The organism is Pseudomonas sp. Irchel s3b5 (assembly GCF_900187435.1).
Taxonomy (GTDB): domain Bacteria; phylum Pseudomonadota; class Gammaproteobacteria; order Pseudomonadales; family Pseudomonadaceae; genus Aquipseudomonas.
The window spans coordinates 61,944-75,313 of sequence record NZ_FYDY01000019.1 but is presented as its reverse complement, the minus strand read 5'-3'; the positions used below and the strand labels follow the sequence as shown (position 1 = coordinate 75,313).

Annotated in this window: 9 protein-coding genes and 1 pseudogene; 4 read left to right on the top strand and 6 right to left on the bottom strand. The window is 59.9% G+C overall.

From position 1 onward, the window contains the following. Window positions 1-2: 2 nt before the first annotated feature. From CKW15_RS19085 to CKW15_RS19065, 5 genes and pseudogenes are all read right to left on the bottom strand, one after another. Window positions 3-2,135 carry a hypothetical protein gene (locus CKW15_RS19085; RefSeq protein WP_095152588.1) on the bottom strand — a complete coding sequence of 711 codons (2,133 nt, stop codon included), beginning with the start codon at window positions 2,133-2,135 and terminating at the stop codon, window positions 3-5. After that, the gene (locus tag CKW15_RS19080; RefSeq protein WP_095152587.1) at window positions 2,122-3,318 is read right to left on the bottom strand and encodes a DUF3142 domain-containing protein; all 1,197 of its coding nucleotides are present in this window, start codon (window positions 3,316-3,318) and stop codon (window positions 2,122-2,124) included. Before CKW15_RS19080 ends, CKW15_RS19085 begins: the two co-directional genes overlap by 14 nt. Before the next feature lie 185 nt (window positions 3,319-3,503). Next, a pseudogene (locus CKW15_RS19075) lies at window positions 3,504-4,382 on the bottom strand (pyridoxamine 5'-phosphate oxidase family protein); the annotation flags it as partial. A 40-nt stretch (window positions 4,383-4,422) separates the two neighbouring features. After that, window positions 4,423-5,049, bottom strand: coding sequence for a glutathione S-transferase family protein (locus CKW15_RS19070; RefSeq protein ID WP_095152585.1), 627 nt, complete (start codon window positions 5,047-5,049; stop codon window positions 4,423-4,425). A 118-nt stretch (window positions 5,050-5,167) separates the two neighbouring features. Further along, entirely contained in the window at window positions 5,168-6,070 is a 903-nt protein-coding gene (locus CKW15_RS19065; RefSeq protein ID WP_095152584.1) for a LysR family transcriptional regulator, read from the bottom strand. Between the two features lie 590 nt (window positions 6,071-6,660). Between CKW15_RS19065 and CKW15_RS19060 the strand changes: the two genes are divergently transcribed. From CKW15_RS19060 to CKW15_RS19045, 4 genes are read left to right on the top strand one after another with little or no spacing between them, the layout of a single operon-like run. After that, complete coding sequence (locus tag CKW15_RS19060; RefSeq protein WP_095057921.1) at window positions 6,661-7,788, top strand: AI-2E family transporter; 1,128 nt, start codon at window positions 6,661-6,663, stop codon at window positions 7,786-7,788. Between the two features lie 14 nt (window positions 7,789-7,802). Next, on the top strand, window positions 7,803-9,311 hold the full coding sequence (locus CKW15_RS19055; protein ID WP_095152583.1) for an efflux transporter outer membrane subunit: 1,509 nt from the start codon (window positions 7,803-7,805) through the stop codon (window positions 9,309-9,311). Beyond that, complete coding sequence (locus CKW15_RS19050) at window positions 9,308-10,426, top strand: HlyD family secretion protein (RefSeq protein ID WP_095057923.1); 1,119 nt, start codon at window positions 9,308-9,310, stop codon at window positions 10,424-10,426. The genes CKW15_RS19055 and CKW15_RS19050 overlap by 4 nt, the downstream gene beginning before the upstream one ends. Next, window positions 10,416-11,444, top strand: coding sequence for a DUF2955 domain-containing protein (locus CKW15_RS19045; RefSeq protein ID WP_095057924.1), 1,029 nt, complete (start codon window positions 10,416-10,418; stop codon window positions 11,442-11,444). Before CKW15_RS19050 ends, CKW15_RS19045 begins: the two co-directional genes overlap by 11 nt. Before the next feature lie 92 nt (window positions 11,445-11,536). Here CKW15_RS19045 and glmS read toward each other — a convergent pair whose 3' ends face one another. After that, window positions 11,537-13,369, bottom strand: coding sequence for a glutamine--fructose-6-phosphate transaminase (isomerizing) (gene glmS / locus CKW15_RS19040; protein ID WP_095152582.1), 1,833 nt, complete (start codon window positions 13,367-13,369; stop codon window positions 11,537-11,539). Window position 13,370 lies beyond the last annotated feature (1 nt).

Here is a 13,370-nt window from a genome sequence, read left to right as displayed (position 1 = left end):
CCTTACTGCGCCTTGCGGCGGCGACGAATAATCAGCAACAGTGCCGCTGCCGCGACCACCAGGACACCGCCAACCTGCAGGGGCATCTTGTACGGACGAAGGGCTGAACGCGCCCCGTCAGTCACTTGCGTCACATAGCGTTTGTCAGCGTTTTCGAAGTCGGGATACGGGCATTGATGACCAAAATCAGCCGCCCATTCCACGTAAGGCCCCTCTTTGACATAACGCTGATAAATCGCACTTTGCTCGGCCAGGCTGCTGTTCCAGCCCGCAGCCTCACACAGCACCGCCGCGAATGCCTGACTGGTGTGCGGCAGATTGTCCGCCGCGCGGTTGGCCAGCGCCGTGGCCACAAAACGGTAGTGGTAACGCTCATCCGGTTGCGCGGCGCTGGCCTGCTGGCGTTTTACTTCGGCCTCGGCCACTAGCGGACCGACCTTCAGCTCAGCGTTTGCCAAAACATAGTTGCCGCCGAAAGTGGCGTAATCCGGGGCCAATTCGTAGCCCAGAATGTCCATGCCCCACTCCCGTGCAGTCCACGCTGCATTGAACAACGCAGCGGCCCGCCGAGTCGGCCACCACGCCGAATCAGCCGCGAGGCGCTGCTGGCCATACAACCTGGCCTTGTTCTGCAAACCGGGGTTATCGAAGTAAGCCGGTGCCTCCTCGTAATGCCCTTCGCGCAACAAACGCCGCCCAAGCAAATTGCGCAGGTTCGCTGCCACCGGCAAGGGCACATAGTTATCGCGCTCCTGCTGAGTGAGCGGCGGTGGCGCCGGGACTTGGGTGTCGACGTAGTGTTTGAGTTCTTCGAGGGTCAGCACGCGCTCGGCCACCGTCGCCGCGTCGAACCAATAGATGCTTTGACTGCGATAGAGCTGATCGAAGGCTTGCAGGTAATCGCCACGTTGCAGCGCCAGAATCGCGCTCTCACCCTCGACCCGGCATTTAGGCTGCACCGTTTCGTAATCGAAGTCTGGCGTGCGTCGTTCGCCCCAGGACTCATTCTGCGGGAAGGCTTGGGCAGCCTTGGCGTAAGCCCCGGCGGCAGTAGATTTATCGCCCTCGCGCAGCGCCAGTTTTGCCCGTAGCCACCACGCCAGACCGCCGTCACCGGCGTGTTCGAGGAAGGCTTTGGCGCTGGCGTAGTCGCCCTGTTGATAATTCATCGCCGCCAATCGATCCGCGTTATCGAGGCTGCCACGGGTGCTGTTTTGCAGCAGCTTGATCATTTTCTGTTCGTTTGGCGCTTGATCGCCGAATGACCAGCCCAGCCGGCTGATCAGCGACGCCGTCACCAATTGCTGCACCGGTTTGCCCTTGAGCAGTTCAGCCAGTTGATCTTCTGGCATTGCCGCCAGATCGGCCATCAACAACTTCAGCGAGGTGTAGCCCACCGCCGACCCATGCAGGTTTTGCGCGGCATAGAGTTCGATGGCGCGGTTCCAGTCGCCGGCGGTGCGCACTACCCGGGCCTCTTCGCCGAGACTGGCAATGCCCAGTTCCAAAGGATCACTGAAGCCATCGATGCTCAGTTGTCGTGTCTGCTCGAACGCTTTGCGCGATTGTTCCAGTCGATCAGGGCTCGCGTCGGCTTCGGAACTCATCGCGAACATCGCCCGCCCCAATGAGTAGGCTGCCCAAGTGCTGCGCAATGCGCGTTGATCAGCAGGCAGTGCCAGTACTTTTTGGAAGTACTCGGCCGCCAAGCTATGGTCACCCGCGCTGAACGCCACGGCCCCGGCCAGATAGAACCTGAACTCGGCGGGCAGGCTCGCGCCCTGCACTTCCACCTGGCGAGCGTCGGTCAAGCCACGCAATTGTTTGACCAGTACCTGCTGTTCCGCCGTCAAATCCGTCTGCTCGGCCAGATCCCGCTGTTCGGAATAGCCCGGCGTCTCACCATAGCCATCGCCGGGGCCCAGTGTCGCGGCCGTCGCGTGCTTGAGCCCGGCGATCGCCTGCCCGAGGCGACTCACCTCGAAGCTGAAATTGCCTTCCGGCAACTCCGCCAGCGACTGCTCGCGGTTGTCCAGCAAGCGCATGGGAAAGTCCGGGCCGCAGGCCAGCGCCGAACCCAGCGGCAGGCTGAGACTCAGGCAAAGCAGATGACGCGGCCAGTTACGGGGAAACATTCGAACCTCCTTGATCAATGTGTGCACAGCGAGCCCAACCGATGGCGCGCTGTCCGCCGGCCGGTATTCGACCGTCGTGCAGGCGGGTGAAGGTAAGCAGGTCGGGGCTCTGTTGCAATGCATAACCGGCCAGCGCATCGGCGCCATCGCAACCTTGCACCGCCAGCGTCAAGCGCTCAGGCCACGCGCTGTCGAGGTTGCCCTGGTTGCTGATGGCGATGTCATAGAGGCCGTTGTCGACCGATAGTTTCAACGTCAGCTGACTTTCGAGCACATCACCGCGGGCCACCGCACGCAACGTCGTCAGGCTCCAGGCGCGGCGGTCGTTGGCCAATGGCAGACGAAACCAGATCAGTCCTGCCAGGTGTTTGGGAGGATCAGCGCGCAAGGTGGCTCCAAGTGCCTTCAGTTGTTGCGGGTCAGCGAGCAGTTCACGGCGCTGACCGTCACGTTCAACGGGGACTTCACTTTCAACAACCGGTGCGCCGCTGCCCCCCGGCAGTAACGCAACGCCATAGGCGGGTAGTGCCAGATAAAAGGGTTTCGTCGTGACGCGACTCCAGGCATTCGCCCATTTTCGAGCCTGATCGGCGTCAAACAACCCAAGGCGCGGATCACTGACCGCATGCACTTGCAAAACGCTGCTGTCGACGGCCGATAACAGCGCAGGCAGCTCGGAACTGTCGAGCCAGGCCGGCAAAGCGGTGATGCTCAGCGGTACAGACGCCGGCAGAGCGGCACGCAGTTGGGCAAGAAATTGGCGATAAGCCGGTAGCCGTGCGCTACCTGCATCGTGGTCGATTTCCACACCAGAAAGGGTCAACCCTTGTGCCTGCCAATCGCTGATCAGTTGCTGCACCTGGGCGGTGATTTCAGCCTGGTCCAGCGACGGGAGTTGCCCGTCGAGACGAATCACCGCAATCAGCGGCCGGCCATCCTGCCTGAGCATTCCCGGATCAATCCGCGCCCGGCTCCAGCCCGCCTTGGGGAAGGCCTGCAACGCCAGCACCCGCAGGGTCGAAAAATCTGCGCGGCTGTCGCTGAGAGCGGCGTCATGGGCCGGTGTCCATTGCCGTTGCCAGATGTAGAGTTGTTGATCCAGCGGTGGCGCGTCTTGTCGTTCGCAACCGCTGAGCAGCGCCAGCGTCGAAAGCAAGACGATCGCGCGAGTGAGAAAAACCATGAAAAACGCCTGTCCCTGAAAAGCAGAAAGGGCCTGTTATGTCCGTTAACGGTTTGAACACTGCAACCGCTGTGGGAGCAAACTCCCACAGGTTTCGTGTACTCACTGACTCACGGCCCTTTTTCGTGTTGCGCACTACCCTACTCAGCGAATGCCCTGGGGGCAATGTTCGCTTCTGATATAGAGCGCCAACGTAGCGCCAGTGCACCGGGGCGACGCACCGCTTGCTCGACCTCAAACGTCCACAGACGCTCGGCCCCTTCGAATGCCTCTATCTGCGGGCCCTCCAGGATGATGTCGGTCCGTCCGCTGAGTTGTAGCAAGTCACCGGTATTGAAATCGATAAACAGCAAACCGGCGCGGGGATTGAGCAGCAGATTGCCCAGAGTATTGAAATGCAGGTTGCCGGCAAAGTCAGGAATAGTCAGGCGATTCCCTTCCACTCGTACGAATCCACCCTGACCACCCCGGTGAGAAACGTCCACCGAGCGTTCGCCTTCAACCTCTATATAGCTGGCGACAAAGAAGGTGTCCGCTTCAGCGATCATGGCTTTGGCGGCGTCATCCAGGCCGTTGAAACGTTGAGCGACACGGGCCGAAGGGTCAGCCAAAGGCACTGATCGAAACTGTCGCAATTGAATGTACCGGGGGCAATTGCCGAATGACTGATCCACCGTCACCCCAAAGCCCTGCGTCGATAACGCACGAACATGACCATTGATGCGGTTGCGTCGCCGGGTGTGCAATTCGATACCCAGCAAACCGATCGCCGCGCCCTCGGTGAGCTGTGCAGGGTCGTCAGCCGCCGGCAGGCTGCTCAGTTGCAGAAGACCGGGCTGCGGTGATTGGGCGAAACCTGGCTCACCTTCAAGCACGCTGGCCCAGGGATGCCCCTCCCCATCGACCGCTGCGTACAACATGAACGGCAGTTGCTGATAGAAGGTGCGGTGCTGATCTGGCATCTCATGGCGAATCACCTTACGCCCGAATGCCTCCATGCGCTCGGCAACCCCCACGTGCACCTGCAATTGTTTTTCGCCGGCATGCCATGGTGAATGGTCCATTACGACTTCTCCCCTCGCCACATGTTCAGTGTTAGCCGTATCAGGCTGTTTTTTGCAGCCCGGCGACGGTGCGCGGCATGCCGACAAAACCGGGCAGCGCTTCAATACGGGCCAGCCAGGCCAGGATACTGGTGTAGTCGTCGAGGCAGACATTGCCCTCGGGGGCGTGGGCGATGTAACTGTAGGCCGCAACGTCGGCGATGGTCGGCTCGCTGCCAGCCAGATAGGTTGAATGGGCCAATTCGTGATCGATGACTTTGAGCACGGTGTGGGCGTAAGCAACCACTTCTTCAGCGTTGTATGGCGCACCAAATACCGTGATCAGCCTTGCGCGGGCCGGGCCGAAGGCAATCGGACCGGCAGCCACCGATAACCAGCGCTGGACCCTGGCGGCACCGACCGGGTCGGCTGGGAGCCAGCGGCCGTTGCCGTATTTTTGCGCCAGGTAAACCAGAATCGCGTTGGAATCGGCCAGCACCACGCCTTGGTCATCAATCACCGGCACCTGACCAAACGCATTGAGGGCGAGGAATTTCGGTTGCTTGTGTTCGCCTTTGGCCAGGTCGACAAAGATCAGCTCGGTCGGCAACTTCAATAAGGAGAGCATCAGTTCGACACGGTGGGCGTGACCCGAACGTGGGAAGTTGTAGAGTTTGATGGGTTGCATGTCGACACCTCGGTTGAGTGGCGCTGTTCAGGGGAGAGACGGGGCCTATCTTCCGCCCGCAACCAAACCAACAGAATAACCAGCCAACGCAATCCATTATTTCACCCAGCGGAATAATTCAACGCTGCAACGCCGGATGTTCGCGCAGTGTCTTCACCGCAAAATCGACAAAGCTGCGCACCCGGGACGGGGCTTTGCGCCCACCCTGGTAAAGCACGTGAATGGGTAATGGCGGCAGCTCGAAGTCAGCCAGAATGATTTCCAGCTCGCCGGCCGCCACTTTGCCTGCGACCTGATAAGACAACACCCGGGTGAACCCAAGCCCCAGGCACGCCGCCGTAATCGCCGCCTGATTCGCTGTCACGACCAGTCGCGGCTCCACCCGGACACTCACGGGCTCACCCTGATCAAGGAATGGCCAACTTCTGAGTTGGCCGATGGCCGACGTCGCAATCATCGGCGCCTGCGCCAGTGCTTCCGGGTGCTCGGGCCGACCATGACGGTCCAGAAAGTGAGGGGATGCACAGATCACCCGCCGCACTTCGCCCACCCGAATCGCATGCTGGTTGCTATCGGGCAGTTCACCGATGCGCACAGCGACGTCGATGCCTTCCTCGACCACACTCACCACCCGGTCAACCAGCACGGCGTTGATCGAAACATCGGGAAATTGCGTCAGAAAGTTCACCATCAGCGGTGTGACGAACAACTCGCCAAACAGGACCGGCGCAGTAATCGTCAGTTGCCCACGAGGTTGCGCATGACTGCCCGCCGCAGAATCTTCCGCTTCCTGTACTTCGCTGAGAATTCTCCTACAGTCTTCCAGATACCGCTGACCCGCCTCACTCAGATACACACTGCGTGTGGTGCGCGTTAGCAACGGGGTGCCGATGCGTTTCTCCAGGGCTGCCACCGCCCGGGTAACGCTCGCCGCCGACAAACCCAGACGCCGCGCTGCCGCGGAAAAACCCTGCGCCTGGGCGACGGCCGCGAAGATCTGCATTTCCTGGAAGCGGTCCATGGATGTGTCCTTGTTAAGGATAAAAAAGGGCAGTCGCAGTTGCCGGTTTTTTCAGCGTGGTCTTCAATAACCTAGTTGGGCATACAACCCTCAAGTAAATCAATGAGCTACCCAAATGCCACCCGTTCGAGAGCGACAACATTGCTTTGTGAACGAAAAAAACATCCGAAAAAAACGAACTGGGGGTCTTTTGATAATTATTGAGGAGGATTGTCTTGCGGGGCGTTCAGCCTTTCGCAATCATCCGAAGTTGCCCACTGCCATGGGCTTCCACCTGAAAGAAAATGAACCTGGTACAGCGCCAAGCTCGCTCCACAGGGTGGTTTCGGCATCGCTATCCATGGGAATCACGATTTTGCCTATCTCGTGAGGCAGAAAACTAGACTGCCCCCTATACTCAAAACCACCCTTAGACCTATTGAACTTCAGTAGGTGCCATTTTTGTTTCCCTAGATGAAATCAATCCCTCTTGGTCGTGGGTATCTGAACGGATTTACATCCTTTTTACTTACAAGATTTACTTGTTAAGGATGAATTGAAACTTCAGCAGCAAGATGGCCAAGCCTGGTGACACCGCGAGGAGTTCGACAATGTTACGCACAGACATATCCGCTAGAGCACTGTCCGGTGGTTTTCTTGATGTACTGATTCGCGCCGGGTTGATTGCGGTGCTGGTACTGTTCTGCTTCCAGATCTTCAACCCCTTCCTCAACCTCATGCTGTGGGCAGTGATCCTGGCCATCACCCTTTACCCACTGCACACCATGATCAAGCGCAAGGTTGGCAACAAGGACGGTCGTGCCGCCACCCTGATCGTGGTCGTCGCCCTGGCCTTGCTGATGGTGCCGATCTACCTGCTGGGTACCTCGATCAGCGAGTCGATTGAAGGCACCCTGGCGATCCTCAAGTCCGAAACGCTAGAGGTTCCGCTGCCAAACGAAAAAATCGCGTCCCTGCCGCTCATCGGCAAGCCGCTTTACACCTACTGGATGCAAGCTGCCACCGACATGAGCAGCGTACTGATGAAGTTGATGCCCTACATCAAGTCCATCGGGCTGACCCTGTTGGGTAAAATGGCCGACGTGGGCGTGGGCTTCCTGTTGTTCATCGGTGCCTTGATCATTGCCGGTGTACTGATGGCCTATGGCGAAAACGGCGAAAAAAGCGCCCTGGCCATCACCTCGCGTCTTTCCGGTCCTGAACGTGGGCCGCGCATCACCGAACTGTGCACCGCCACCATCCGCGCTGTTGCTCAGGGCGTGGTGGGTATCGCCTTCATCCAGATGCTCGCGGTGGGTGTCGGTTTCGTACTCATGGGCGTCCCGGGTGCCGGGCTGCTGGCCATGGTTGCCCTGTTGATGGGCATCATGCAGTTACCGGTGGTGCTGATAACCCTTCCGGTGATCGCGTATGTCTTCGCTGTCGACGGTACGACCCTGGGTACTATCATATTTTGTATCTACAGCCTGATCGCCGGCATGGCCGACAACATCCTCAAGCCACTCATGCTGGGACGCGGTGTCGATGTGCCTATGCCGGTGATTCTGATTGGCGCGCTGGGCGGCATGGTCAGTGGCGGTTTCATCGGTTTGTTCATCGGGCCGGTTGCGCTCGCAGTGGGCTACCAACTGTTCTGGCAGTGGGTCGATGACAAACCGGCCGAGGTCGTAAGCGAGACTGTGCAACTCGAGGCAATGAACGATCAACATCCTGTCTGAGGAGTTTGCGTTTGATGCCTTGCCTTGCTCGCATCAACCGGTTGCTCCTGTGTAGCACCGCCGTTCTCGGCGGTTGCGTACAGCTGGGTCCGGATTTCCAGTCGCCAGCCCAACCTTGGGTTGAGCACTGGAACACTCCGGCCCTGGAGCTCACCAACCAGAAACACACGCAACCCGACAGTCGTCAGTGGTGGCAAGTGTTCGAAGACCCGGTGCTCAATCAATTGATCGCCGAGGCCGACGCCCACAACGCCGACCTGCTGGTCGCCGGCCTGCGGGTCATGGAATCCCGCGCACAACTGGGTATCGCCCAGAGCGGTCGCTATCCGCAACTGCAACAGGCGAGCGCCGACAGCCTGTACCTGGACCGTAATCAATCGGGTGGTACGAACCCTCAGGACACGAACTTCTGGCAACACAGCGCCGGTGTCGATATCGGCTGGGAACTGGATTTCTGGGGACGTTTCAGCCGTGCCATCGAGTCGGCCGACGCGTCCTGGTTTGCTGCCCAGGCCAACTATGAAAACGTCCTGGTGCTGTTGCACGCGCAATTGGCGCAAACCTATTACGCCTTGCGCACCGCCGAAGCACGCCTGTACATCGCGCGTAACAATGCCAAATTGCAAAAACGCAGCTACGAGATCACCGAGCGCCTGTTCAAAAGCGGGGCCGAAGCCGAACTCGACCTGCAACAGGCCAAGACTCAGTACCTGGGCACCCTGAGCACCATCCCCGAATTTGAAAGCCAGGTCGCAAGCTTTCGTAATGCGTTGTCCACCCTGGTCGGCCGACCACCCGGTGCATTCCCCGAGCTGAACAACAACACGGGACTGGTGCCACTGCTCGACACGGCCGTGCTGCAGGATGTGCCCGCCAACTTGCTGGTACGACGCCCGGATGTTCGCGCGGCCGAGCTGCAAGTGGCGGCACAGTCGGCGTTGATCGGTGTGGCCGAAGCCGATCTGTACCCTTCGGTCAGCCTGGTGGGCAGCATCGTCTGGTCCGCCAGTTCACTCAAGGGCGCTTCCGACACCCTCGACCTGGTGGGCGGTCCGAGCTTTCGCTGGGACATCTTCGACCATGGCCGAATCACCAACAATGTGCGCGTGCAGGACGCGCGCTTGCAGCAGTTGATCGTTATTTACCAGGACAGCGTGCGCCAGGCGGCGCGAGAGGCCGACGATGCCGCAACCGGCCTGATCAAGGCGCTGGAACGCGACCGTATCCTCAGTGAAGCATCAATCGCAGCCGACCGTTCGGTGACCCTGGCCAACGCTCAATATCGCGAAGGTTATTCAGATTTCCAGCGCGTGCTGGATGCCCAGCGCGCCTTGTTTGCCCAGCAGGATATCTATCTGGTCAATCGCGGCACCGCCGTCAACAACCTGATCGCCCTGTACAAGGCGTTGGGCGGAGGCTGGTACAGCGACAGACCGATGATTGATGCGGCGACCCGCCAACAGATGCAGCAACGAACCGATTGGGGCGATCTGCTCGATGAACCGAAGGAAGGTACCCCATGAGTGACAGCCCACAACAGGCCGATGTGAACGCCACCGAGCCCGCTGCCGACCCGGCCAAAAAAGCGGTCAATTGGGTGGTATTGCTGATTATCCTGAGCCTAGTCTGGTATCTGTTGGCCGATCGATACACGCCCTACACGCAGCAGGCCCGGGTGCAGGCCTTCGTGGTGCCGGTGGCGGCGGAGGTGTCCGGCCGGGTGACCAAGGTGCACGTTCGCAATAACCAGGACGTCAAGGCAGGCGAATTGCTGTTTGAGGTCAATCCGGAGCAGTACCAGATTGCGGTTGATCGCGCCCGCTCCGACCTCGAGACGACGCGTCGCCAGGTCGGGGCCAACACGGCCGGCGTCGACTCCAAGCAAGCGTCACTGCGTGCATCCCAGGCCAATGAGCTCAAGGCACGTCAGGACATCCAGCGGCTTGAACGCCTGTACAGCGAAGACCCTGGCACTATCTCTCTGCGTCGCCTGGAAATCTCCCGCGCCACGCTGTCAGAGTCCATCAGCCAGGTCGCCGCCGCCAAGGCCGAAGTACAACGCGCGCGCGAAACACAGGGCGGTAGCGGAGACGAAAACGCCCAATTGCTCAGCGCCGCCAGCAACCTGGAAAAAGCCGAACTGGACTTGAGCAATACGAAGGTCCACTCCCGCTCGGCCGGCCTGATCACCGATCTGCGCACCGACGTCGGCCAATTCGCCGCCGCTGGGGCGCCGGTGATGACCCTGATCGCTATCCACGATGTCTGGATCAGCGCCGACATGACCGAAAACAACCTGGGCGACGTCAAGCCAGGCACACCGGTGTCGATTATCCTCGACGCAATCCCGGGGGAAATTTTCAAAGGCCATGTTCGCAGCGTCGGCTATGGCGTCGATGTGGGCCAGACCACCCCGCCCGGTAGCCTGCCAACGGTAGAGAACAGCCGCGACTGGCTGCGTCCGGCACAGCGGTTTCAAGTCATCATCGAATTCGAGCCCGGTGAGTTGACCGGTCCCCAGGGCATCCGCTCTGGCGGTCAGGCCGAAATCATGGCGTTCCCTAGCGACAACAGCCCGCTGAACCTTCTTGGGCGCGTGTTCCTGCGAATGATGAGCTGGCTGTCCTATGCCTATTGAGCGCTCGCCCCGAGTCCAGCGCGCCCTGCGCCTGAGCTTCGGCACGGCGCTGTGCCTGGCGGCGAGTTATGGATTGGCCCTGCCTATCCCGTTCCTCGCGCCGATGTTGGCGATGATGATGCTGGCGGCAATGAACCGGCCACTGCCGTTCAAGGCCAGCCTGGGTCTGATCCTGATACTGATGTTGACCACCGGGAGCGGCCTGCTGCTGATTCCCCTGTTGCGCTATTACCCGTTCAGCGGCGTGTTGTTGGTCGGACTCTGCCTGTTCATGGCCTTCGGTTATGGCTTGCGCGGCGGCAACCCACTGGTGGCGACTTTTCTGGTGGTGGGGCTGACTTTGATCAGTTCAGCCGGAACCGCTGAATTCGGCCTGGCGCTTGAGGTGATCGTCGCCCTGGTCAAGGGACTGTTCCTGGCCGTGACGACGTTGACGATCAGCCACTTTCTGTTTCCAGAGCCCGCCAGTGCTCCCCCGCCAAAACCCAAGCCAGCCCTCACGCCCACCGAAAGCGGTTGGCTGGCAATGCGCGCCACTCTGGTGGTGCTGCCAGCCTTCCTGTTGGCCATGATTGACCCGGCCAGTTACATGCCAATCATCATGAAAGCGGTCGGTCTCGGCCAGCAGAGCTGCGCGACCAACGCCCGCAACGCCGGCCAGGAATTGCTCGGCTCGACCCTGTTGGGCGGCCTGATGGCGATATTGTTCTGGTGCGCGCTGAGCCTGTTCGTCAACTTGTGGATGTACTTTCTGTGGATGCTGCTGTTCGGCTTGCTGGTGGCCCGAAAGCTCTATGGCCTGGCCATCACCCGGCAACCGCCGAGTTTCTGGCTCAACAGCCTGGCGACGCTGATCATTCTGCTCGGCCAATCGGTACAGGACAGCGCAGCGGGCAAGGATGTCTACACCGCATTCGCCATCCGCATGGGCCTGTTCATTCTGGTTACCTTGTATGCCTGTGCCATGGTGCATTTGCTCGATACACGGCGGGAAAAGCGCCAGGTCCCTCAACGTTAATACCGAACGCAACTGACGAGCCTGTTCTCTGAAAACAAAAAACCCCCGTTGATCGGGGGTTTTTCATATGCATGAACTGGCCTGTGGATAACTTATTCCACAGTCACCGACTTCGCCAGGTTACGCGGCTGGTCAACGTCGGTGCCTTTGAGCACGGCAACGTAATACGACAGTAATTGCAGCGGAATGGTGTAGAGGATCGGCGACAGGATGTCGTGGATGTGCGGCATCTGTACGACGTGGGTGCCTTCGCCATTGGTCATGCCGGCCTTCTCGTCAGCGAAGACGACAAGCTGGCCGCCACGGGCGCGGACTTCCTGGAGGTTGGACTTGAGCTTTTCCAGCAGCTCGTTGTTCGGCGCCACGGTCACCACCGGCATGTCGTTATCCACAAGCGCCAACGGGCCATGTTTCAGCTCGCCGGCCGGATAGGCTTCAGCGTGGATGTAGGAAATCTCCTTGAGCTTGAGCGCCCCTTCCATTGCGACCGGGAACTGAGCACCACGACCGAGGAACAGTGTGTGGTTCTTCTCGGCGAACAGCTCGGCAACTTTTTCCACGATGCTGTCCATCGCCAATGCCTCGCCAAGGCGAGTCGGCAAGCGACGCAGCTCTTCGACCAATGTAGCTTCGACGCCTTTGGCCAGTGTGCCGCGAACCTGGCCCAGGGACAGCGTCAGCAACAGCAAGCCAACCAGTTGAGTGGTGAATGCTTTGGTCGACGCCACGCCAATTTCGCGCCCGGCCTGGGTCAGTAAGGTCAGGTCGGATTCACGCACCAGCGAACTGATACCCACGTTGCAGATGGCCAGGCTGGCGAGGTAGCCCAGTTCCTTGGCGTTACGCAGCGCTGCGAGGGTGTCGGCGGTTTCGCCGGACTGGGAAATGGTCACGAACAGGGTGTCCGCCTGCACCACCACCTTGCGATAGCGGAACTCGCTGGCCACTTCGACCTGGCACGGGATGCCAGCCAGCTCTTCAAGCCAGTAACGGGCAACCATGCCGGCGTGATAGCTGGTGCCGCAGGCCACGATCTGTACATTGCGCACTTTGGCGAACAACTCGGCCGCCTGTGGACCGAACGCCTGCACCAAGACTTGATTCTGGCTCAGGCGACCTTCCAGGGTGCGTTGCACCACGGACGGTTGCTCGTGGATTTCCTTGAGCATGTAGTGACGGTATTCGCCTTTGTCGGCGGCTTCGGCGCCATCGCTGTATTGCACCGACTGGCGCTCGACCGCTTTGCCGGTCACGTCCCAGATCTGCACGCTGTCACGACGAATCTCGGCGATATCGCCTTCTTCCAGGTACATGAAGCGATCAGTGACCTGGCGCAGGGCCAACTGGTCGGACGCGAGGAAGTTTTCACCCATGCCAAGCCCGATGACCAGCGGGCTGCCACTACGTGCCGCCACCAGCCGATCAGGCTGTTGTGCACTGATGACCGCCAGACCATACGCGCCATGCAGTTCTTTGACGGTTGCCTTGAGGGCCACGGTCAGGTCGCGCAGGTCCTTGAGCTTGTGGTTCAGCAGGTGCGCGATGACTTCAGTGTCGGTGTCCGACGTGAAGACATAACCCAAGGCTATGAGTTGTTCGCGCAGGGCTACGTGGTTTTCGATGATGCCGTTGTGCACTACGGCCAGATCACCCGAGAAATGTGGGTGCGCATTGCGCTCGCAAGGCGCGCCGTGGGTGGCCCAACGGGTGTGAGCAATACCCAGACGACCGACGAGCGCTTCTTCGGCCAGAGCCTGCTCCAGCTCGCTGACCTTGCCCGGGCGACGACGACGCTCGAGTTTTTCATCATTGGAATAGACCGCCACACCGGCGCTGTCATACCCACGGTATTCCAGACGCTTCAGGCCTTCGACCAGGATGGCGGTGATGTTACGTTCTGCGACTGCCCCGACAATGCCACACATA

Bases quoted from the DNA above. Each gene is read 5' to 3' on its own strand.
- CKW15_RS19070 (WP_095152585.1), bottom strand. From the start codon at position 5,049: ATGCAACCCATCAAACTCTACAACTTCCCACGTTCGGGTCACGCCCAC.
- CKW15_RS19060 (WP_095057921.1), top strand. From the start codon at position 6,661: ATGTTACGCACAGACATATCCGCTAGAGCACTGTCCGGTGGTTTTCTT.
- CKW15_RS19045 (WP_095057924.1), top strand. From the start codon at position 10,416: ATGCCTATTGAGCGCTCGCCCCGAGTCCAGCGCGCCCTGCGCCTGAGC.
- glmS (WP_095152582.1), bottom strand. From the start codon at position 13,369: ATGTGTGGCATTGTCGGGGCAGTCGCAGAACGTAACATCACCGCCATC.
- CKW15_RS19085 (WP_095152588.1), bottom strand. From the start codon at position 2,135: ATGTTTCCCCGTAACTGGCCGCGTCATCTGCTTTGCCTGAGTCTCAGC.
- CKW15_RS19055 (WP_095152583.1), top strand. From the start codon at position 7,803: ATGCCTTGCCTTGCTCGCATCAACCGGTTGCTCCTGTGTAGCACCGCC.
- CKW15_RS19065 (WP_095152584.1), bottom strand. From the start codon at position 6,070: ATGGACCGCTTCCAGGAAATGCAGATCTTCGCGGCCGTCGCCCAGGCG.
- CKW15_RS19080 (WP_095152587.1), bottom strand. From the start codon at position 3,318: ATGGTTTTTCTCACTCGCGCGATCGTCTTGCTTTCGACGCTGGCGCTG.
- CKW15_RS19050 (WP_095057923.1), top strand. From the start codon at position 9,308: ATGAGTGACAGCCCACAACAGGCCGATGTGAACGCCACCGAGCCCGCT.